This window comes from Rhizobium sp. BK538, assembly GCF_014197575.1.
GTDB lineage: Bacteria > Pseudomonadota > Alphaproteobacteria > Rhizobiales > Rhizobiaceae > Rhizobium.
Map to the genome: position 1 here is coordinate 38,245 of NZ_JACIFT010000028.1, position 21,482 is coordinate 59,726.

The 21,482-nt window shown below is 58.2% G+C and carries 17 protein-coding genes and 1 pseudogene; 15 read left to right on the forward strand and 3 right to left on the reverse strand.

Annotated elements, in window-relative coordinates:
• The first annotated feature begins 18 nt into the window (after positions 1-18).
• The 3 genes from FHX09_RS26200 to FHX09_RS26210 are packed head-to-tail and all read left to right on the forward strand — an operon-like array spanning position 19 to position 2,165.
• Entirely contained in the window at positions 19-810 is a 792-nt protein-coding gene (locus tag FHX09_RS26200) for a transporter substrate-binding domain-containing protein (RefSeq protein WP_132592608.1), read from the forward strand.
• A 36-nt stretch (positions 811-846) separates the two neighbouring features.
• The gene (locus FHX09_RS26205) at positions 847-1,515 is read left to right on the forward strand and encodes an amino acid ABC transporter permease (protein ID WP_132592606.1); all 669 of its coding nucleotides are present in this window, start codon (positions 847-849) and stop codon (positions 1,513-1,515) included.
• Positions 1,512-2,165, forward strand: coding sequence for an amino acid ABC transporter permease (locus FHX09_RS26210; RefSeq protein WP_132592604.1), 654 nt, complete (start codon positions 1,512-1,514; stop codon positions 2,163-2,165). The genes FHX09_RS26205 and FHX09_RS26210 overlap by 4 nt, the downstream gene beginning before the upstream one ends.
• A gap of 385 nt (positions 2,166-2,550) precedes the next feature.
• Here the strand turns inward: FHX09_RS26210 and FHX09_RS26215 are convergent, their stop codons facing one another.
• Positions 2,551-2,991 (reverse strand): hypothetical protein, encoded by a 441-nt coding sequence (locus tag FHX09_RS26215; RefSeq protein WP_132592602.1) that lies wholly within the window; start codon positions 2,989-2,991, stop codon positions 2,551-2,553.
• Between the two features lie 228 nt (positions 2,992-3,219).
• On the opposite strand from FHX09_RS26215, the gene FHX09_RS26220 reads away from it, so the two are divergent.
• The 11 genes from FHX09_RS26220 (at position 3,220) to FHX09_RS26270 (ending at position 13,659) form a co-directional block, all read left to right on the forward strand.
• Positions 3,220-4,128, forward strand: coding sequence for a MurR/RpiR family transcriptional regulator (locus FHX09_RS26220; protein ID WP_132592600.1), 909 nt, complete (start codon positions 3,220-3,222; stop codon positions 4,126-4,128).
• 95 nt (positions 4,129-4,223) lie between these two features.
• Positions 4,224-5,225, forward strand: coding sequence for an extracellular solute-binding protein (locus FHX09_RS26225; RefSeq protein ID WP_184450834.1), 1,002 nt, complete (start codon positions 4,224-4,226; stop codon positions 5,223-5,225).
• A 72-nt stretch (positions 5,226-5,297) separates the two neighbouring features.
• Positions 5,298-7,028, forward strand: a complete 1,731-nt coding sequence (locus FHX09_RS26230) for an ABC transporter permease subunit (protein WP_184450836.1) — start codon at positions 5,298-5,300, stop codon at positions 7,026-7,028.
• Positions 7,009-8,055, forward strand: coding sequence for an ABC transporter ATP-binding protein (locus tag FHX09_RS26235; protein ID WP_165933150.1), 1,047 nt, complete (start codon positions 7,009-7,011; stop codon positions 8,053-8,055). Before FHX09_RS26230 ends, FHX09_RS26235 begins: the two co-directional genes overlap by 20 nt.
• 28 nt (positions 8,056-8,083) lie before the next feature.
• On the forward strand, positions 8,084-8,839 hold the full coding sequence (locus FHX09_RS26240; RefSeq protein ID WP_132592592.1) for a COG4280 domain-containing protein: 756 nt from the start codon (positions 8,084-8,086) through the stop codon (positions 8,837-8,839).
• Positions 8,836-9,054, forward strand: coding sequence for a hypothetical protein (locus FHX09_RS26245; RefSeq protein WP_132592590.1), 219 nt, complete (start codon positions 8,836-8,838; stop codon positions 9,052-9,054). Before FHX09_RS26240 ends, FHX09_RS26245 begins: the two co-directional genes overlap by 4 nt.
• A gap of 257 nt (positions 9,055-9,311) precedes the next feature.
• Positions 9,312-10,943: a phosphoethanolamine--lipid A transferase gene (locus tag FHX09_RS26250; protein WP_165933155.1), complete on the forward strand. Its 1,632-nt coding sequence runs from the start codon at positions 9,312-9,314 to the stop codon at positions 10,941-10,943.
• 33 nt (positions 10,944-10,976) lie between these two features.
• Positions 10,977-11,330, forward strand: a complete 354-nt coding sequence (locus FHX09_RS26255) for a response regulator (protein WP_132592586.1) — start codon at positions 10,977-10,979, stop codon at positions 11,328-11,330.
• A gap of 47 nt (positions 11,331-11,377) precedes the next feature.
• Positions 11,378-12,022, forward strand: a complete 645-nt coding sequence (locus FHX09_RS26260) for a phosphatase PAP2 family protein (protein ID WP_246699513.1) — start codon at positions 11,378-11,380, stop codon at positions 12,020-12,022.
• A 108-nt stretch (positions 12,023-12,130) separates the two neighbouring features.
• Complete coding sequence (cmoA, locus tag FHX09_RS26265) at positions 12,131-12,892, forward strand: carboxy-S-adenosyl-L-methionine synthase CmoA (protein WP_132592582.1); 762 nt, start codon at positions 12,131-12,133, stop codon at positions 12,890-12,892.
• An 11-nt stretch (positions 12,893-12,903) separates the two neighbouring features.
• Positions 12,904-13,659 carry an isoprenylcysteine carboxylmethyltransferase family protein gene (locus FHX09_RS26270; protein ID WP_184450840.1) on the forward strand — a complete coding sequence of 252 codons (756 nt, stop codon included), beginning with the start codon at positions 12,904-12,906 and terminating at the stop codon, positions 13,657-13,659.
• A gap of 166 nt (positions 13,660-13,825) precedes the next feature.
• Here FHX09_RS26270 and FHX09_RS26275 read toward each other — a convergent pair whose 3' ends face one another.
• Both FHX09_RS26275 and FHX09_RS26280 read right to left on the reverse strand, forming a co-directional pair.
• Complete coding sequence (locus FHX09_RS26275; RefSeq protein WP_132592578.1) at positions 13,826-14,371, reverse strand: tyrosine-protein phosphatase; 546 nt, start codon at positions 14,369-14,371, stop codon at positions 13,826-13,828.
• A 92-nt stretch (positions 14,372-14,463) separates the two neighbouring features.
• Positions 14,464-15,251 (reverse strand): annotated as a pseudogene (locus FHX09_RS26280) (HAMP domain-containing sensor histidine kinase); the annotation flags it as partial.
• 445 nt (positions 15,252-15,696) lie between these two features.
• Between FHX09_RS26280 and FHX09_RS26285 the strand changes: the two are divergent.
• Positions 15,697-21,482 (forward strand): peroxidase family protein (locus tag FHX09_RS26285; protein WP_184450841.1); only part of this gene is annotated, 5,786 nt, incomplete at its 3' end.

Consider the following 21,482-nt stretch of genomic DNA (forward strand, 5'->3'; position numbering starts at 1 on the left):
AAAAAAGGGAACAGAAAAATGAATATCAGCAAGCTTGGACGAACCATCGCCGCTGCCGCAGCATTCACTCTGGTCGGACTGTCGGCCCATGCCGACGACCTTGCAGACATCAAGGCTGCCGGCCAAATCAGCGTCGGCATTTTCTCCGACTTCCCCCCATTCTCATCGGCCAGCGCCGACATGAGCCTCAAGGGATATGATGTCGATGTCGCCCAGAACATTGCCGACAGTCTTGGCGTGAAGCTCAACCTCGTAAGCGTGACAGGACAGAACCGGATTGCCTATCTGAACGACAAGCGCGTCGATATCCTGATGAGCGTCGGCTATTCGAAGGAGCGCGCCGAAGTCCTCGATTTCGCAGCCGCTTACGCGCCGTATTATATTGCGGTCATCGGGCCGGCAGCAGTCGCGATCAGCGGCAAGGACGATCTTGCCGACAAGACGATTGCCGTCAACCGCGGCACGCTTGAAGACACTTCCCTGACGGCCGCAGCACCCGCATCGGCAACCATCCAGCGTTTCGAAAACTACAATTCCGTCATCCAGGCCTTCATCTCGGGTCAAACCCAGCTGATGGTGGTTGGAAACGATGTTGGTGCGCAGGTCCTGGCACGCCAGGACGCCTTGAAACCGGAGCAGAAGTTCCAGCTCCTGACGTCGCCTTCGCACATCGCTCTGCGCAAGAGCGAGGATGGCCTGAAGAACGCCGTCAACGACGTGGTCGCCAAGATGATCGCCGAGGGGAAACTCGACGCAAGTTCAAAGGCCTGGCTGAAGACGCCGCTCAATCCTGAAAACCTCAAGGACTGATCGACATGACTGCTCCGCGCCGTGAAAGGAGTGGCGATGACCTATAGCCTTGGCTTCGATTGGCTCTGGAGCGGTGCGGGGGCGCTTGCTTACGGCGCTGGCATGACGTTTTTTCTGATTGCCTGCACCACCGTCTTTGGGACGATACTGAGTGTTTTTGGTGCCGCGGCGCGCCGAAGTCGGTTTCAATGGTTGCGCCGGGCCGTTGGCATTTACGTGGAAGTCATCCGCAACACGCCATTCCTGGTCCAACTGTTCTTTATCTTCTTTGGCCTGCCGAGCCTCGGCATCCGGCTTAACCCGGTAACCGCGGCATTGCTCGCAATGACCCTGAACATGGCCGCCTACACGACCGAGGTCGTTGGCGCTGGCCTCGACGCTATCCCCAAAGGGCAAAGCGAAGCAGCGCGCGCACTCGGGCTGAAGCCCAGGCACGTATTTTTCAAGGTCGTCTTGCCCCAGGCGCTCAAGATTATCTTTCCGGCCCTGACAAGTCAGATCGTCATCATGATGCTGGAATCGGCTGTGGTCTCACAGATCTCCGTTCGCGAACTGGCGCAAGAGGCTGACCTTCTGCAGGCCCGTACGTTTCGTTCATTTGAGACCTACCTTGTCGTGACCCTGATCTACCTTGCCATGTCGGCAAGCCTCAGGCGACTGCTGATCGCTGGCGGTCGTCGGTTCCTGGGAGCGGGAATATCATGATCGAGTTCACGTTCTGGGATATTTTGCGCAATCTTGTCTTCGCGACGCGTTGGACGCTGCTCTTGTCGATTGCTGCGTTCGTCGGCGGGGCGAGCGTCGGCATGGCAATCCTCTTTGCGAGGATATCGACGGGTTTCTGGCCAAGGCGTCTGGCGTCAGGTTACATTGCACTGTTTCAGGGAACACCGCTCCTGATGCAGCTTTTCCTGATGTTCTTTGGTTTGCCCATGCTGGGCTTTCGAATCGAGCCATGGACGGCTGCCGTATGCGGGCTCACATTTTATGCAAGCGCATATCTCGCCGAGATCTGGCGTAGCGGTGTCGAGGCGCTTCCGCGCGGTCAGTGGGACGCTGGCGCAAGTCTCGGTCTGCATCGCCTGCAAGAGCTTCGTCTCATTATCCTCCCGCAGGCCTTCAGGATAACGCGCGCACCGACCGTCGGGTTTCTCGTGCAGCTCATCAAAAGTACGGCCCTGACGTCCATTCTTGGCTTTGAGGAGCTGATGCGAACGGCAAACGCGATCAACAATGCAACATTCGAACCTTTCAAGGTTTACGGGTTGGTCGCCCTCATTTTCTTTGTCCTTTGCTATCCACTTACCGAGTATGCGCGAAAGCTTGAAAGGGAAGCCGCGGTTTGTTCAAACTAGCCGGCAAATGACGGGTGCGGCGTTTCTTCCGCCATATCGAGCCGGGGTGGCTGGACCCACTCTGTCTCCTTCAAGCCCGGGAGCCAGCGATTGAAAGCTGCTGCGGGAGGCCGATGGTCTGACGCGGTGCGGAATGATCAAGTCCGTCTTCAACGTCAAAGGCACCTTTCAGAAACGTCATTTCCAGGTCGAAAATCGGGACCTTCAAGTCAGCCCCGGCAGCCAACTAGCAAGACTGGGCGTGCGCGTGGCACGTTGGACGACAAACTGAAAAGCGCCGCTGGCGGCTTTGGTGGCCGAGCTGGCCAGGGCCTTTAAGGGTAGGGGAGTAGCGCGTCCTCCGATGCGGATCCGGGGCGCGGTATGCGCTTTTAGGCGGCGGGTTTTAAACTGGATTCGACGTCGCAGATGGCTTGGCCTTCTTTGCTGGCTTCGGCTTCGCGCGGGTGATAAGGCCGACGCCGCGGGCCAGCCGCTCGATCTCGGTCTTGATGCGGGCCCGGTGCCACACGTTAAGGATCGGGGTCTTGCTGCGCAGGTCGGCAAGGATGGCGTCGACGTTGCTCCTCAGAGCGAGCGGAAGACGCTCAACGCGCTCTGTTGTCAGAACTGTGTTGTGCTCATCGATGTAGGCGGCGATCTCATCGCTCCAGCGTTGGCGTTGCTCTGGGGTGCCGAAGTCCGGAATGAGCTGGTCGGGCGTCGGCCTGGTATTGATCCCATACTTGCCGAGGATGTAAACCAGCTTCTGCCGGGTTCGCTTCGCGCTGCTGTCGTAATAGGAAGCGTAGCATTGGATGCGACCTTTGTCGGTTCTGAACTGCATTGTCGGGTTCCTTTGTAGCTGACGTCAGCTTAATTTCCATAGCTGACAGTCAGCTTAATGACTGTGAGCGCTGAACCACTCTTCCTGGCACCTAATCGTCGTTGCCGAGGCTTGGACCTGCCGACGGGAGCCGCGCCCTGCCGGAGCCCAATGCACCTTCCTGTCATTTTATTGAAACAAACATTACGCATAACGAGATCCTGTAGTGATTGCGACATGGTGGGTTTGATGACCGAAGGTGCAGTGCTTGGTGATGGCTCCCTGGAGGAGCGCATAGAGGCCAACTTTGCCTCGCTTTCCCCGGCCGAACAGAAAATGGCATCGTTCTTTCGGACGCAGAAGGAAGCTGTTTTGTTGAACTCGGCTGCCGAGATCGCCGAGAAGGCGGGGACGAGCGACGCAACCGTGGTGCGAGCCGCGCGTTCGCTCGGCTTTGACAGCCTGTTTTCTCTGCGCGAAGCCATCCTCGCTGATCTGACGGCGACCAGTCCTGAAGGAAGACTAAGCCGAACGCTCGCCGATGTGGCAAACACGACAGGGGGAGCACTTGGCCATGTGCTCAGGGCTCATCAGGAAAGCATTGACGCAATGACGTCGCCGGATTTTTCCTCGGCCTTCGACCGCGCAATCGACATACTGTTTTCTGCCAATCGCCGCTTCGTCTTTGGCATCGGCCCGTCCGGATACGTGGCAAACTATACCGCTTTGCAATTCAATCGCATCGGCCTCTCTACGGTACCCTTGTCCGATACCGGAATTGGCCTGGCCGACAGTCTTCTCGGCTTGCGGCAGGGAGATGCGGTGATGATGATCGCCAACGCTCCGATCTATCGGGAAGTGTCGGTGATCCTCGACTACGCCGAAGAGCACGACGTTCCTGTTGTCTTGGTTGGGGATACGCTCGGCCCGTTCATACGCAAACGGACGGCTGAGATCTTGCCGACGCCCCGTGGAAAAGCCGATCACCTTGCCATGCACGGTGCGACGATGGTCCTTGTGGAAGCAATGATCGTCGCGATGGCGGACCGCGACCGCTCCGCTGCTCTCGAATCTCTGGCCAACTTCGCTGAACTCAGAGGCTCGATCGACAAGCTTTGGCAGAAGAGGGGTGTAAGGTCCAACCCTAAAAGAAAGTAACTATTTTTAAGTTTGTAATATAGGTGAAATATAGATGATTTATAATCCGCATGCGTACTGTGTGAAACTTTAAGATAAACCTCAGGAATTGTGAGATGATCAGGAACACAATTGCATTTGGTCTTTCAGCTTGTGCATTCGCTGCTGCCAGCATGGCGTCGGCTGCCGACAAGCTAGTCGTTTATTCAGCGCTGGACACCGTCGAAAGTGCGAGCAAGGCATTCACGCAAAAGACTGGGATCGAAGTAGACCTGGTCCGGCTTTCGACGGGCGAACTCCTGGGCAAGGTTGCTGCGGAAGGCAACAACCCGAGGTTCGACGTCATCTGGGTCGAAGGCTCTGCTGTGATGAGCCGCCTGGCGCAGCAGGGCATTCTCAAGCCGGAACCTGGACTGGCCGACAACGCGGACTATACCGAACTCGGCCGGAAGTTGGTGCCGGAAAGTCAAGCATATTTCCCGGTGAGTGTATCGACGACCGCCATCGCTGTGAATGATAGCAAGCTGAACGGGGTTACCGCACCCCGGTCGTGGACCGAGCTGGCGGCGTTTGCAGGCAAGGTCGCGGCAAAGGATCCCAACCTGTCCGGTCCAGCGTTCCAATGGCTCGCGGGCTACTTCGAAGCCAAGGGTGTGGACGCCGGAAAGACCGAGCTTCAAAGTATCCTGACAAACAAGTCGCTGAGCGGCATTCCGAGCGGTGGTGCCGTGAACAAGTCGCTGATCACGGGCGATGCGGCACTTGCGATCCAGCAGGATAATTCAATTTACGCCCTGATCGACAAGAAGGAGCCGGTCTCCATCGTCTATCCTTCTGATGGCGTGGTCGCAATCCCGGCGAGTGCGGGAATTGCTGCGATTTCGAAGCACGAAGATCAGGCAAAGTCCTTCGTCGAGTTCCTGCTCACCAAGGACGGCGAAACCGCGATGCTGAAGACCGAAGGCGGCGACGGATACTTCGCTCCTGTCATCAAGGGCGTGACCGGTCGTGGCGCCCGGGTCGACAATACGTCGACCTGGAAAATCCTGGACGACAAGACCGCAGCGACCAACGAAACCGAATGGAAGCAGTGGTTCCGCGATCAGTTCGTTCCCTGAGTAGACGCCGAGGGGCGTAAGTGCACACCCGCGCCCCTTTTCTGCCCGAGTGCCAAGACGAGAATTGATGTCATGAAAGCTCAAATCCGCCCCCGACGGCCCAATTGGGAAGGCAGAGCACCGCTCCTCTGGGCTGTTTCGTTCATCCTTATCGGGTTACCGCTGCTCCTCGTTCTCGCTCAGGCCGTCTTGCCGCGAATGTTCGATCCAGTGTCACCGACCATGGAGCCTTCGCTTGCTGCACTGTCGCGCCTTGCCTCATCGCCTCGGCTGTTGCGTGGCATCGTAAACACGGTTGTACTCGGTTTTGTTGGAGCATTCGTATCGACGGCATTGGGGGTCACGTTGGCCCTCGTGCTGACCCTGACAAGCGTGAAGGGCCGCAGACTGTGGCAACTTGTACCCTGGGCGGTTTTTGCGACGCCGGGCTATCTCAAGGGGCTGGCGTGGGTATTGCTCATGTCGCCGGGCGGCTACGTCGTGTATCTCGGCATCCTTAGCCCTGAACACGCTTCCGCCTTTTTCAGTCCGGTCGGATTGCTCATGATTCTGGCGATATCGCTGTTTCCTGTTCCCTACTTCATAGCGCGCTCGCGGCTGCAGGGGCTCGGCGGCGAGTTTGTCGACGCGGCGCGCATGGCATCGGCTCGTCCATTTCAGGTGACGAGGCGGATAGTGGTTCCGATGCTGCTTCCAGCCATCGCATTGGCGCTTCTGACCACTTTTGCGGAAATCGTCGGCGACTTCGGTATTGCCAACACGATCGCCCGTTCCATGAACTTCGGCCTTCTGACCTACAATATCTATGCCGCCACAGCGAGCTTCCCGGTCGACTTCGCTGCAGCCGGTGCGCAGGCCTTGTTCCTTGTTTTCCTTGTGTCCGGATCCATCCTCGCAACGGCGTTGAGCGGCGGCAATCGGGATACCCGGTTCCTGACGGGCCGCAATCGTGACCTCTCCACGTATAGCCTTGGACCATACCAGCTGTTGGCCGTAATCCTGCTTGCAGCGCTCAGCTTTGCATCGGCTATCGTGCCCCTTATGGCGATCGCTCTGCGAGCATTCACGGTATCGCTTGCTGCAGCGCTTTCACCAGATAACTTCTCGTTGGATGCAATCCGCACGGTGTTCGACGCGACCACCGTTGCCGGACAGGCGCTCATCTGGACCTTTGTCTATGCCTTCCTGGCCGCGTGCGTCGCGGGCACCTTCGCAACGCTGTTTGCCTACCGTATCGCGATGGCTTCGCGCACGACGAGGCTGGTCTCTGCCGGATTGGCGATGGTGACTGTCGCCATTCCCGGGATAATCTTGGCCTTCGGCTATATCCTTCTCTACAACCGCCTGATCGGCTTCAAGGATACGGGCCTTTACGGATCACGTGCCTTGCTCGTGATCGGCTATGCCGCGGCGGCACTTCCCTATTGCCTGATCTTCCTTTGGGCGGCCCTGGATCGGCTCGGTCCATCTCTCGCAGAGGCGTCCAGGCTTTCGGGCGCGACGCCGACACAGCACCTGCAGCGGGTCGTCGTTCCCCTTATTCGCCGTGCTGTCACGGTGGCATTCGGCGTGACGCTCATAAGGTCGATTTTCGAGCTTCCAATGGCGCAATTTCTGATGCCGAGTGCCGGACCGTCGCTGGCGGCTCTGATCGTAAACGACTTCACGCAAGATCGCGACGCCGTTGCCTGCGCGCTTGCGCTAGTTACCCTTGTCGCCGTTGCCGTGGTCGCGGCCATCGGGGCGGCGATCAACAAACTCCAAACGGATCGGAGGGTCGATCGTGAACCAGCCCGCTCTTGAATGCCTTTCTCTCTCGAAATCGCTCGGCGGCAAGCCGGTCCTGAGGTCGCTCGATCTAAGCGTCCAGCAAGGCGAGGTCGTCGCGCTTGTTGGTGCAAGCGGTTCGGGCAAGTCGACCTTGCTCAGGTCAATTGCCGGCCTTGTCACGCCCGACAATGGCTCCATCCGAATCCAGGGGGACACCGTGTGGACCCGCGATAGCGCTGTTGCCCCTGAAGATCGCAACCTAGGGCTCGTATTTCAGGACTACGCTCTGTGGCCACACATGACGGTTCGAAAAAACCTGAGCTTTGGCCTGGAGGTCAGGAGACTTCCGCGCAGCGAGATCGCAGGGCGCGTTGACCACGCCCTGGACATCACACAGCTTGGCCCGCTGGCCGAACGCCGTCCCAGCGAGCTTTCCGGCGGGCAGCAGCAGCGGGTGGCGATTGCTCGCTGTTTGGCGATGCGCCCGAGGCTGCTCTTGCTCGATGAACCACTCAGCAACCTCGACGCTGCGCTTCGAGACGATCTTCGCACCGAGATGATGCGTCTCATTCGTCTCGAAGGCATCACTGCGCTTTACGTCACGCACGATCAAGTCGAGGCCATGGCGGTATCGGATCGCCTGGCGGTGATGGATAGCGGCTCAATTGTCCAATTCGCGGCCCCGCAAGATATCTACGCCGCGCCGGCAAACGCTTTCGTCGCACGCTTCCTTGGAGGGTTCTCCCTGATTCGAGGGACAGCGCGCGAGCTCCGATTTGCGGTCGGCAATAACGGCGCGATCCTCAACCATAGCTCGCCCGGACACAACGGTTCCGCCATGCTTGTTGTCCGGCCCGAAGATGGCCGGCCAGCTACCGATTATCCCGATAACAACCTGACCGGCGAGGTCCTCGACAGTGCCTTTCATGGGCGCTGCTGGAGGCTTCAAGTGAGGGTGGGAGGCGACGTGGTGCGCATCGACTGGCCGCGTCGCGAACAGCCGGGCTCGCCGCTCGCATTCTCGCTCCCGCCGGAGCGCTGCACTGTGTTGCCTGCATGAACACCACCGAGAAAAACGGACAGATCAAATGACGACGATAACAAGCATAACCTCGACGATAACGGCGTCGTTCCTCGGCTCCCTCGTCGAGGTCGTGGAAGCCTTTACAATCATCCTTGCGGTGGGCGTGACCCAAAGCTGGCGTCCGGCGTTCATCGGAACTGGCCTTGCCCTCGCAGTCCTGGCGATCCTGGTGCTCGCGCTCGGACCGCTTCTCGGAATGATACCGATCGAACTCATGCAGTTCGTGATTGGGAGCTTGCTGATCCTCTTTGGTTTGCGGTGGCTTCGCAAGGCGATTTTGCGTGCCTCCGGCTTCATTGCGCTCCATGACGAAGAGAAGGTCTTCGCAGAAGAGACGGACAACCTTCGACGTCAGGCATCCGACAGGCGCGCGAACGTCCTGGCCGCCATCGCGGCATTCAAGGCTGTTCTGCTCGAAGGCGTGGAGGTGGTCTTCATCGTCATTGCAACGGGTGCTGGCCACGGCATGATCGGCTATGCGAGTATCGGCGCGTTGGCAGCCTGCCTCCTCATTCTCGTGATCGGCCTGTTCGTGCACAAGCCGCTTTCCACGGTTCCCGAAAACAGCCTCAAGTTCGTCGTCGGCCTGCTCCTCAGCGCGTTTGGCATCTTCTGGGTCGGCGAGGGTATCGGCGCCGAGTGGCCGGGAGCTGACCTTTCACTGATCCCAATTCTCACCGTTTTGATCGTCGTGTCGTTCGGCTTGGTTCGGATGCTCCAACAGTATTTTGACACCCATACGAAGCAGGTCGCACGATGAACATCCTGAAAATAATCCTGAAAGAAACGGTTGGCCTGTTCATCGATGACGGGGCGCTTGCTCTGTTTGCAACCCTATTGATCGCGCTTACGGGGGGGCTCGTCAAATATGCGGGCATCGACGGACTACTGGGTGCGGCCATCCTTTTCATTGGATGCTTGCTCATCCTCGCCGAGAGCGTCGCCAGGGCAGCGCGTCGCAAATTCAAAGACTGATCAAGCCGCCTGACAGGGGAGGGCAGTCTGGCATCGGACTGCCTTCGTATGCGGCCGGGCTATTTCCTTGGGCGTTTTCGCATGTAGTTCATTGTATTTGCAGTAATATTTGTCATCGCGTCAAAATCAGCATGGAACCATTTGTGGGGTTCCATGCGTTTGTCTTTACTTGCTCGGCGGCTTTTGCCGATTTCAGGTAATTGTCAGCAATACTCTCCAAAAAGCAGGTTTGCGTCGGAGAGTTAAAGTTGACGAAAATGCCTGCAAATGTGAGCTCGATGCGGCCGAGGATCGGCAGCATCCAGCTCTGTATCCTTACTAGCTGCTACATTCTTGTTTCCTGCAACAACACATTTTGGCAGAAGGCTTCGGACTATCTCGGTAGCGGCAGCGGTCCCTTGTGGGCGCTGTATCTCGCAATGGCGGCGCTGTTCGTCGCCGCCGTCACGCCGTTTTCTACCAAGTATCTGATCAAGCCTTTTTTGATCTTTCTGGTCATGGTTGCAGCGGTGGCCGCCCATTTTACTGATACCTTCGGGGTGGTCATCGACAGCGACATGATTCGCAATGCGATGGAAACCACGCCCGCTGAAGCCCAGCATCTGATCACCCCCGATCTCATCGTCCATGTCGCCATCTTCGGCATTTTGCCATCGATGCTCATCGGCTGGGTGAAGGTCGACCACCACCCGTTCATGCGAAAGGTCGTTTGGAACGTTGTCGCGATCCTTGCCTCGCTCGCGATATTCAGCGTCTGTGGTGCAACTTACTCGCGCGAGTATACGGCGGCCGTCAGAGAGCGGAGGGACATCACAAAAAGCTTCAACCCCGTGACGCCGATCGTCAGCACCGCGCGATATTTCCTCAGTTTGCGCAAAGAAGCCGCGATCGTTGTTCAGCCTGTCGGGGTCGATGCTGCCGTCAGGCCGCCGGTGACCGCTATCAACAAGCCTCGCGTGACAATCATTGTCGCGGGCGAGACTGCGCGCGCCGAGAATTTCTCGCTTGGGGGCTACGAACGCGAGACGAATCCGCAACTGAAGGCCCGCAACGTCGTCTACTTCTCGAATACGACGAGCTGCGGAACGGCGACGGCGACGTCAATCCCCTGCATGTTTTCCCGGTTCGGCCGGTCGGACTTCAGCCACGCCAAGGCAATGGGCAACGAGAACCTCCTTGACGTGCTTGCGCATGCCGGGATCGACATTGCGTGGTTCGACAATAATACTGGAAGCAAGGGTGTCGCTGATCGCATCAATTACCTCGATCTGGCGGGCTCGAAGGATCCGAGGTTCTGTCAGGAGGGAGAGTGTCTCGACGGCATTTTCCTGGACAAGCTCGACCAGTGGCTAAGCCACGTCAAGGGCGACAGCGTCCTGGTGCTGCACCAACTGGGAAGCCATGGTCCCGCCTACTATCTCCGATATCCCGAGCATCAAGGTACGTTCGTTCCCGACTGTCGCACGCCGGAACTCGGCAAGTGTTCGGCTGGGGAGATCGTCAACGCCTACGACAACTCCATCCTGTACACGGACTACTTCCTTGCGACGGTGATAGATCGTCTCAAGGCCCGGTCGGGCCAGATGGCCGCAGGGATGATCTATATGTCGGATCACGGGGAGTCCTTGGGCGAGAAGGGGCTATACCTCCATGGCACGCCGTACCTTTTTGCGCCCTCCCAGCAGACACATGTGCCGTTCCTGACCTGGTTTGACGACGATTTCACGAAATCCATGGGCCTGGATCCCTCGTGTCTTCGAAAGGAAACGTCGTCGCCGACGTCCCACGACAATCTCTTCCACAGCGTACTTGGCATGATGAGCGTGTCGACTTCTGTGTACGACCGCAAGCTCGACGTGTTCGCTGCATGCACACGCGGGAACTCCTGACGACGGCAACGAGAACGATAGGAGCATAGCCGGGTGAACGTGCTTGTCGTTGAAGACAACGTCGAAATCGGGGACGCAGTGTCAGCGCACGTGGAGGCTGATGGCCACCACGTGGACTGGTGCGTCAACCTGACGGATGCCTCCCGCAAGCTTGTGTCGGAAAAATACGACCTTGTGCTTCTGGATCTCCGGTTACCGGACGGCAGCGGCCTCTCGCTGTTGCGCGACATCCGTGGAGGGGGTGAAAGGGTTCCGGTGATCATAATGACGGCACAGGATCAATACAGCGATCGGTTGGCCGGCATGAGGGGAGGTGCCACAGATTTCCTGGTCAAGCCTTTCGATCTGAATGAGCTTTCTTCGCGAATAAGGCACATCAGGCAATGAAGGGGCCTCTAGACAGTACTCGCGTGCGGCTGAATTGGACTTCAGCGTTGCGGGCTGCTCCCATCGCATTGCCGCTGTTGGCAGTTCCGCTGCTGCTGCACCTGGCCATAGAAGTCCGCGAGGGCGATACTCTTGGTTGGGATCAGGCGATTCTTCTCTCGCTGAGGCACGCCGATGACGTTACCCGACCTGTAGGTCCGGCTTGGCTTGGAACCGCGATGGTAAACTACACCAGCCTCGGCGGTGTGGCCGTGCTTCTGTTGATCGTTTTGGCGACGGTCGGATTCCTCCTGATCGGTCGTCGTCCCGTTGATGCGCTTTTTGTATCAGCAGGCCTTGTTGGCGGATGGCTGTGCAGCAATGCCTTGAAGATATGGATAGCGCGACCGCGACCGGATGTGGTCACCCATTTGGTTTCCGTCGCCGATGCGAGTTTCCCCAGCGGTCATGCCATGGTCTCGACTGCAACATACCTGACGTTGGCTGCCGTCTTGGTCCGATTTCTGCGCAGTCCTGCGCAGAAGGTATATGTCTTCATGGTGGTCGGCCTGCTGCTGTGCACAATCGGCCTCAGCCGAATATACCTTGGCGTGCACTACCCTACTGATGTATTCTTTGGTTGGTTCGCGGGCAGCGTGTGGGCGCTGACCTGCTGGCTTGCCTTCAGGCGGTTTCTTTCTCCATCGACGTGAGCGGTAGGCTTTCAGGTTACCGTCAGGCTTTTGTGGCCAAATCGCTACGCGCCGGGTGTGTCTTGGGGAAAGGCACGCCCATCATCATTTGCTATATTTGGAGCGGATATGACCGACCAGTCTAACCGTCTTGTTCTGCATACGAATTCGCGTGACGAGGTTTTTGCCGACGAACGCGATGCGGTTGCGGACTTTTCTTTCAACTCGACCGTTGCAAACGTCTTCGACGACATGGTCAGCCGCTCAGTTCCGTTTTACGGAGAGATGCAGCGGATGGTTTGCGAACTCGCGCGGGATTTTGCCCAGCCGCAGTCGAGCCTCTATGACATTGGTTGCTCGACGGCGACCACGCTGCTGGCGCTGGACCACATCGTTGACAACCACGTGGATTTCGTCGGAATCGACAACGCTCCGGACATGCTCAAGAAGGCGGCGGAGAAAATCGAGGAATCCGGTACGAACCGATCAATCGACTTGGTCACGGCCGACCTTCATCGCGGCTTCTCCGTCGAAAACGCGAGCGTCGTTACAATGCTGCTGACCCTTCAGTTCGTGCGACCGCTTTTTCGCGAACGCGTGATGAAGACGATCTACGACGGGCTAAACGAACACGGCTGCCTGTTGCTGATCGAAAAGCTGACGAGTGAGGACACCACGTTCAACCGCCTCTTCATCGACCACTACTATGATTTCAAGCGGCGCAACGGCTACTCTTCCATCGAGATATCGAAGAAGCGTGAAGCCTTGGAAAATGTCCTCATTCCTTACCGCCTCGAGGAGAACATTCAACTGCTTCGTGAGGTGGGCTTCAAGAGCACGGAAGTCTTCTTCCGCTGGTATAATTTCTGCGGCATTGTCGCGATCAAGTAAGGCGGAATACCATGAAGAATGTGATGCTCAAAATCGGGACCTTCTTTTTCAAGTACCGGAACCAGGCTTTCCCGCTGATCATCGTCGCACTGTTCGTCGCATCGCCACCCACGGTGACGACATTTGGAAGCGCACAACTCGAGCGGTGGAAGGACGCCATCGCCCTGGTCATTATCCTGGCTGGGCTGGCATTGCGTGCAACCGTAGTCGGGTATGCCTACATCAGGCGAGGCGGTTTGAACAAACGGGTCTATGCCGATGATCTTGTCACGGAAGGCATGTTTGGCGTCTGCCGTAATCCTCTTTATGTCGGGAATATGCTCGTTTATTCGGGACTTTTCCTGTTCCACGGAAATCCAGTCGTCGTCGTCGTTGGATGCCTGCTATTCGCGTTCATCTACCAGTGCATCATCTACGCCGAAGAGGAGTTTCTCGCCAACAAGTTCGGCGAGGGTTATGGCGCCTATTGCCGTGATGTTCCAAGGTGGGGTCTCAAGCTCAGTGCGTTTTCCTCCTCTACGGAGGGCATGGCATTTAACTGGAAACGGGTAATCGCCAAGGACTATTCAACTATGTCGTCGACGCTCATCGCGGTCCTGGCAACGGAGTTCTATCGGGTCGCCGCCGACACGATTACGCAGCAGGAGCTTTCCTACGCGATTGTGCTGGTGGCACTTTTCGTTGCAGTCCTCGCCCTCACGGGAGTGACCAGCTCCCTGAAGAAGCTTGGTGTCTTTAAAGAAATGACCGCAGCCCATAGGGGCTGAAGGCGGACCACGGGGCCCTCGACAAAGGTCCCCGTGGGTCCACTTTGGCGCAAGCCTGATGTCCAGAGCCATACAAGCCGCTGCGATAGACTGTCCTTGCGATCTGGCAACTTTGCGGTTCCTCTCGCGATCGCGAAGCGCCAGCGCGCTCATTTTTAATTGGAAACTAACCCGCAGTGGGGCTGTGCTGTTCGAAATTTTCCCAGCTTTCGTCCATTGCGTACGCCGCGGAGAGCCCAGGGATGCTGACATGCCCGAAGTAGAATGACAGTTGCCCTTCTGAGGTCTCTTCATCGCGACCGGCTATTCGGTTGCTGTAGAGCGCCGCAGCAAGGCCCGACCTGTCCGCTCCCGCCTGGCAATGGATCAGGATGGGCTTGGGAAGGGAGGCCATCAGCTTTACGAGTTCATCAGCGCGCTCGGACGACATCACCTTCGAAGCAGACATCGGAAAGTCGACATGGGTGACGCCGAGTTGTTGGCTGGTTGCCACCTCCGCGGAGTACCAGGTCCCCTTGTCACCGCTTGCCCGCAAGTTGATGATCGATTTGATGCCGTTTTCCCGGACATAGGTTTCCAACAGACGGGGGCTCGGCTGAGCGGACCGATAGAGTTCGCCTTTTATGACCGTGTGAAAATTTCCGGCCAGCTGCAAGTACGCCGGATATAAAGCGGTCGCGATGCCGGCAAATGCCAGGCATGCTGTTATCATCGAGAAACGCCTGGAAACCATTTGCGCCCTGTGGTCCTTAAAACTGGAATACAGGGAGCAATGCCATCAAATGCTGACGAGCACCTGAAACACTAGACGGCCTGGAGCCGGACCGAAATTTTCAGACCCGGACGATTGTCTTCCACGTCGATCTGCGCGCCGTGGAGATCTGCGATCGCCTTCACGAGGCTCAGTCCGAGCCCGCTTCCTGGTGTGGTTCGACTGTTGTCCAGCCGATAAGGGTGTCTGAATACCTTCTCTCGCTCAGCGGAAGGAATACCGGGTCCCCGTGTCTGCAATACTTACGACCGCGAAGTTGTGTTCCCATCGAAGGGAAACGTTGATCTTGGTCTTGGTCTTGGGCGGGCAGTGGGTGATGGCATTTTCCACTATGTTGACGACCATCTGGATGAGCAGTTCGCGATCTCCCTGGACGAGGGTCGGCACGCATTCCTCGACCGTCAAGGTCTGGTCGTTGTCCTCCGCGACCTCGGTGTAGGCATCATCGATCAGGAGCAAAATGTCTCGAAGGTCGACTGAATGAAATTTAAGACGCCGCGCCCCCGCCTCGATTTGAGATATTCGCAGGAGCGCTTCGAAGGTTGCGTTTATCTGGCCGCTCTCGCCGTGCGCTTCCTCAAGCAGTGCGGCGACGTCTTTCGTGGACCCTGCGGGCCTCTTCCAGTGTCATTCTCAGTCGGTTGAGCGGCGTCTTCAGCTCGTGAGCGATGTCTGCGCTGACCTGACACATGCCTTCGACAAGGCCGGCCAGGCGGGAAAGCGCGTCGTTTATCTGCTTGAACACATGATCCAGATCGTCATCAGCGTCTCGAAGTGGAATGCGGCTATCGAGGCGGCCGTTGGAGACGTCCAGCATCGTTCGCGTAACACCGCCGTGGACGCGGCGGGAGTTGGTCTGCATCGCCAGCGGCACCCATTTCCCCCAGCGTGTCGGCGCACGACACCAGCGCGGAACGCCGATGAACGCGCGCGATAAGGTCCAGGCTTGTTGATTTTTTATGAATGGAACCAGAGCCGGGCCGGCGCTCTTTGCTCGGAAAAATGAGCGAAGGCCATGCCGGACGCCCGCCTACCAACATCGGACTTTAGTCCCCCGATATCACGACTTGTGTCCGACGACGTTTAGACCTTTGTGACAGATGTCGACTGTCCTGTTGGTGCCAATATTCGATGGACCTTGTACTCTGGATCACTGCCCCTACGCACATATACAACTTCCGACAGTCATTTGTTGTCTGCCGATTTGAACGGAAAGGATGAAGGTCCTTTCCGACGGGCGGCTTTTTTCGGGAGAGGGGATCGACATGGCCACGCAGAATCCGAATTTCACAGTCAACCAGGACGACCTTGCTTACATTCTGAAGCAGATCATCGTCGCCGAGCGCGAAGTTGCCGGAGAAAGCCTGCAATCGATCATCGGGCCGAATGCCGCAATTCTTCCCTGGGGTCTACGCCACGTCGATGGCAGCAACAACAACCTGTTGCCCGGCGGACAGTTTGTCGGCGCGGCGGACCAGATTCTGCCGCGTTTGCTCGATCCGAACTTCCTCAATGATCAGGATGGAGACAGCTTGCCGCTCGGGCCGCCGCCTGCGCCGGTGTTGACCAACACTGACTATGGTTCGTCAGGAAGCGTCGTCGACGCCGACCCGCGCACGATCAGCAATCTCATAGTCGATATGACCGTAACCAACCCAGCGGCGATCGCCGCGTGGTTTGCCAATCCGCTGTCCGTTGCCGCCTGGGAAGATGCCCATCCCGGCATGAACCCGGTTGCGCCCGGAGAGGCAGTTAATCCCAACGATGTCGAGCTGACGAACGCCGACCTGTCGAATATTCCGAACCAATCGCCTGATGTCGGCTTGTCGCCGCAGTTCAACGGCTGGATGACCTTCTTCGGTCAGTTCTTCGACCATGGTCTTGATCTGATCACGAAAGGCAGCAACGGAACGGTCTTCGTCCCATTGCAGCCCGATGATCCGCTATACGACCCAACGCCTGGGGCGCCCAACTTCATGGCCCTTACCCGCAGCACGCAGGTCGATGGTCCCGGTGCCGACGGTATCATGGGAACGGCCGACGACACGCATCATGAAACGATAAACACCACGACGCCATGGGTAGATCAGAACCAGACCTACACCTCCCATCCGTCGCATCAGGTTTTCCTGCGCCAATATGCTTTCTCGGTTGACTCCGACGGCGATGGAACACTCGACTCGCACGCCGTCTCGACTGGAAAATTGCTGGACGGCAGCCACGGAGGCATCGCTACCTGGGCTGATACGAAGGCTCAGGCAAAGACCATGCTGGGCCTCATTGTCGATGATTACGATGTTCTCAACGTGCCGCTGCTCGCAACTGACCCTTATGGCGAATTCATCCGCGGACCGAACGGCTTTGCGCAATTGGTCATGCCGCCGGATGCAACTCATCCCACCAACTGGCTTTTGGAAGGCACGGCAACGGGGCTGGCAATCCCCCCAACGGCGCTCCGCACCGGTCATGCGTTCCTGAACGACATTGCCCATCACGCAGAACCGGTCATGGTCGACACGGACCATGACCCCGGAACGCCTGCGGTCAGGCAGGTTGCGGATACGGATGTTCTCGACTTCAACGGGGATGGTGTGATCAATGCGGCTGACCTGGCTGCCGGCTCCGGGCAGATTAAGGATGCCGATCACAACGGCGTCATTGACCTGGCCGATCTCGCCGACGTCAATCTCGACGGCGAGATCACTGCGGCCGACCTGATTGCAGATGACCGAAACCCACTGACCTACGACAATGAAATGCTCGACGCGCATTTCGTTACCGGTGATGGGCGCGGCAACGAGAATATCGGCCTGACTGCTGTTCACAACATCTTTCATTCCGAGCACAACCGGCTTGTCGACGCGAACAAGCAGACGATCCTCGCTTCAGGCGATCTTGCCTTCATCAATCAGTGGCTGGACAAGGACCATCAAATCACGGCCTTGCCGACACCCGCGAACACCGGATTGCTCGTCTGGGACGGCGAACGCCTGTTCCAATCGGCGAAATTCGTAACCGAGATGGAATACCAGCACCTTGTCTTCGAGGAATTCGCCCGCAAGGTTCAGCCGGCTGTCAATCCATTCGTGTTTACGAACACACCGGATATCAATCCGGCGATCGTCGCCGAATTCGCGCATGTCGTCTATCGCTTCGGACACTCGATGCTCACCGACACGATCGATCGGCTCGATATCAACATGAATGCCGATGACATCGCGCTCTTCGACGGATTCCTTAATCCGCAGGCATTCGAGGCTAGCGGCATCACGGCTTCGGAAGCCGCGGGCGCGATCATTCGCGGCATGACCCGACAGGCAGGCAACGAGATCGACGAGTTTGTCGTCGACACGCTGCGCAATCGCCTCCTCGGTCTGCCGCTCGATCTTGCCGCACTCAATCTTGCCCGCGGACGCGATACCGGTGTTCCAGCTTTCAACGTCGCTCGCGCAGGTTTCTATCACGATAGCGGAAACATTGACCTGAAGCCGTATGACAACTGGCTGGCCTACGCCCAAAATCTCAAGAACCCGCTGTCGATCGTCAACTTTATCGCCGCATACGGTACACATCCATTGCTCCTCGCTGAAACGACCCTGGAGGGCAAGCGTGCGGTCGCGACCGCTTTGGTGCTTGGCACTACGGAAACCATCCTGGGAGATCCGAGCACAGCGGCCGATGATCGAACAGTCATCGGTGCCAGCATTGCCGATCGCATCGCCTTCCTCAACAGTACCGGTGCCTGGGCAGGCGTAGAATCTGGCCTCAACCTCGTCGATCTCTGGATCGGCGGCCTGGCGGAACGCAAGACTGAATTCGGTGGCATGTTGGGCTCGACCTTCAACTATGTCTTCGAAAACCAGATGGAGAAGCTGCAGAATGGCGACCGGCTCTACTACCTCAGCCGTCTGCAGGGTCTGAACTTGCTGAACGAACTGGAGCCCAATACCTTCGCAGCTCTTGTCATGCGCAACACCGATCTCGGCGACACGCATTCTTCGCACCTGCCGGGCACGCTGTTCGACACGCCGGACCTCATTCTCGAACTAGATCCCACGATCAAGCAGATTACCAATCTTGTTCTGGATGCCACTGGGCACGCGATCTTCCAGGCGGGAGGTTCTGCCGATCCGATGCAGGACAGTGACATCCTCCAGGCGATTGATCCCAAGGTTACGCGCATAAATCCCGGGGCGGACGTGGACGGGGACGGGCAGGGCGACGGCGGCTATCTGCGCTTCAGCGGCGGCGAGCATGTTGTACTAGGGGGCACGGAAGGCAACGACACGCTGATCGGCGACCGCGGCATCGACACGCTTTGGGGCGACGCTGGCGACGACTACTTGAACGCCCAGACGGAGTCTGACCAGGTCTTCGGCGGTGACGGCGACGACATCATTGTCGATCCGTTCGGTGACAACTTCTTGCGCGGGGACGCGGGCAACGACGTCGTCAGCGCCGGTGCGGGCTTTAACACAATCTTCGGGGGCGAAGGTCAGGACTTCATTCTTGCCGGCACCGATGGCAGCGAGGTGTTTGCTGGTCGAGACAATGACTTCGTTCTCGGCGGTATCGGTAACGAAGGCTTGATGGGCAACGAAGGCGATGACTGGATCGAAGGTGGCGATGGCTTCGATACGCTATCAGGTGAAAACTCGCAGCTGTTCTTCAACTCGACGATCATCGGCCACGATATCCTGAACGGCCAGAACAACGATACAGACTACGACGGCGAATCCGGCGACGACATCATGTTCGAAGGTCCCGGCATTCAGCGCAACAACGGCATGCTGGGCTTCGACTGGGGCGTCCACAAGTTCGACCCCAATCCCGCCCATTCCGATTTGGCGCTCGGCATCGCGGCCAACGGTATTCCGGCAATCAACGGCTTCGACATCCAGCAGGATCTCACGCTGCGAGACCGTTTTGACTCGACCGAAGGTCTTTCCGGCTGGAAGTTCGACGACCAGCTATGGGGCAGCAATGAGCCGATCGGTGCGGTCGGCGCGGGCGGCGCGGAAGTCGTCGGCGGCACGATCTTCGATAGCGCGTTGACGCAGGAAGGCGTCGACCGCATTCGCGGTTTGGGCGCTTTGCTGACCGGCATTGACGACGACGACGTCGACGAGTTCGGCGTCACCCATCCCGGCATCCGCCTCAATACCAGCACCGGCGCAAACATTATCCTCGGAGGTGGCGGCAGCGACCGGATCACTGGTCGGGCCGGCAATGACATCATCGATGGTGATTCCTGGCTTAACGTTCGCATCCTGGTGCATGCCAACAAGGACGGCACAGGCGCGGTCATCGGCACGTCGGACGGTATGGCGATGAAGGTCAATGCCGTTGATGCCGCGGGAAATCTGAGGTTCAACCCGGATGGCAGCCCAATCTACCTGGCAGACGGAAAGACGATGTCGCAGGCGATGCTTGACCGCTCGCTCAATCCGGGCCAGCTCGAGATGATCAGGGAAATCCTTGATGGCGATACTGACAATACCGCCAATGACGTCTCGATCTATTTTGGCGTATCGACCGGTTACACATGGCAGCATAATCTCGACGGAAGCTGGACGGTTACAGACACCGATGCCACCGATGGCGACGACGGCATCGACAAGCTTTGGAACATCGAGACGCTGCGCTTCACCGATCGCGATGTGCTGATCGTCAACCGCCCGCCGACCGGGGCACCGACGATTACCGGCGCCGAGAACGTGCTGACCGCCAACACCACCGGCATCGCCGACCCGAACGGACTCGGCGCCTTCAGTTTCCGCTGGCAAGCGTCAGCCGACGAGGGCCTCACCTGGTCGACGACACTGGCGACTACACAGAGCTTCGCTGTTCCTGCTGCGCGGGTCGGACAGCTCGTGCGCGTAGTCGTCGACTACACCGATCAGGGTGGCACTGCCGAAACTGTGACATCGGTGATGACGGCGCGTGTCGGCAACAATGCCAACGTCGCCGTTGAGACCCTCAACGGCAACGACGGTCCGAACCTCCTGAACGGTCGCGGCGGTCCTGATACCCTCAACGGCAACGACGGCAATGATGTCCTAAACGGCAGCGGTGGCAATGACACGTTGAACGGGGGCAATGGCAATGACAGCCTGAACGGCGGCGCCGGCGCGGACACGCTCGACGGCGGTAATGACAACGACGCCCTCAACGGTGGTGCCGGGAACGATACCATAGCAGGCGGGGCCGGCGACGACACCATTAGCTGGAGCGCGACCAGCCTGTTGGGCTTCGATATTGCGACCGACGGTCGCGATGTCATCAACGGTGGCACGGAAGGAACCGTCGGGGACACGGTCGTCATCAACGGCTCTGCGTCAACTGAGACGTACCGGATCTACACCCATGATGCTGCGGTGACCGCGGGTGTGGTTGCCGCGACCAACGCGGCCGAAATCGTCATCACGCGCACCGTTCAGCCACCCATTGGGGGCGTGCAGACGAGCGTAATTGCCGAACTCAGCGAGATCGAGGAGATCCGTATCAATACTACGACGGTGACGACGACACCGACACCCGGAACCGCAAACGGTGATACCGTGCAACTGATCGGCAATTTTGCCAGCACGAGCCTGAACCTCAATACTGTTCATATTGACGGCTCGGCGGGTGACGATACCGTCGATATCAGTTCGCTGACATCGGCACACCGTATCGTGTTCACCTCGAATGGCGGTCACGACACGATCGTCGGGACCTTGCGTCCGCAGGATATCGTGCGGCTCGCGCCCGGGTCGACGCTGGCCGATTATCAATCGACGACAGCCAACGGCATGACCACAATGTCGAACGGTACGCATTCGATCACCTTTGCCAGCGCCGGTACGCCGACCTTCGAAGTCGACCCTGGCAATGGTGGCGGTGGTAACGGTGGAAGCAATGGCGGCCAAGACGGCGGCGACGGCGGTCAGAACCCGGGCGGCGGTGATGATGGTGGCAATGGTGGCCAGAACGGCGGCGGCGATGACGATGGTCAAAATGGTGGCGGCGGCGATGACGGCGGCAACGGCGACGACGACGGTGACAACAA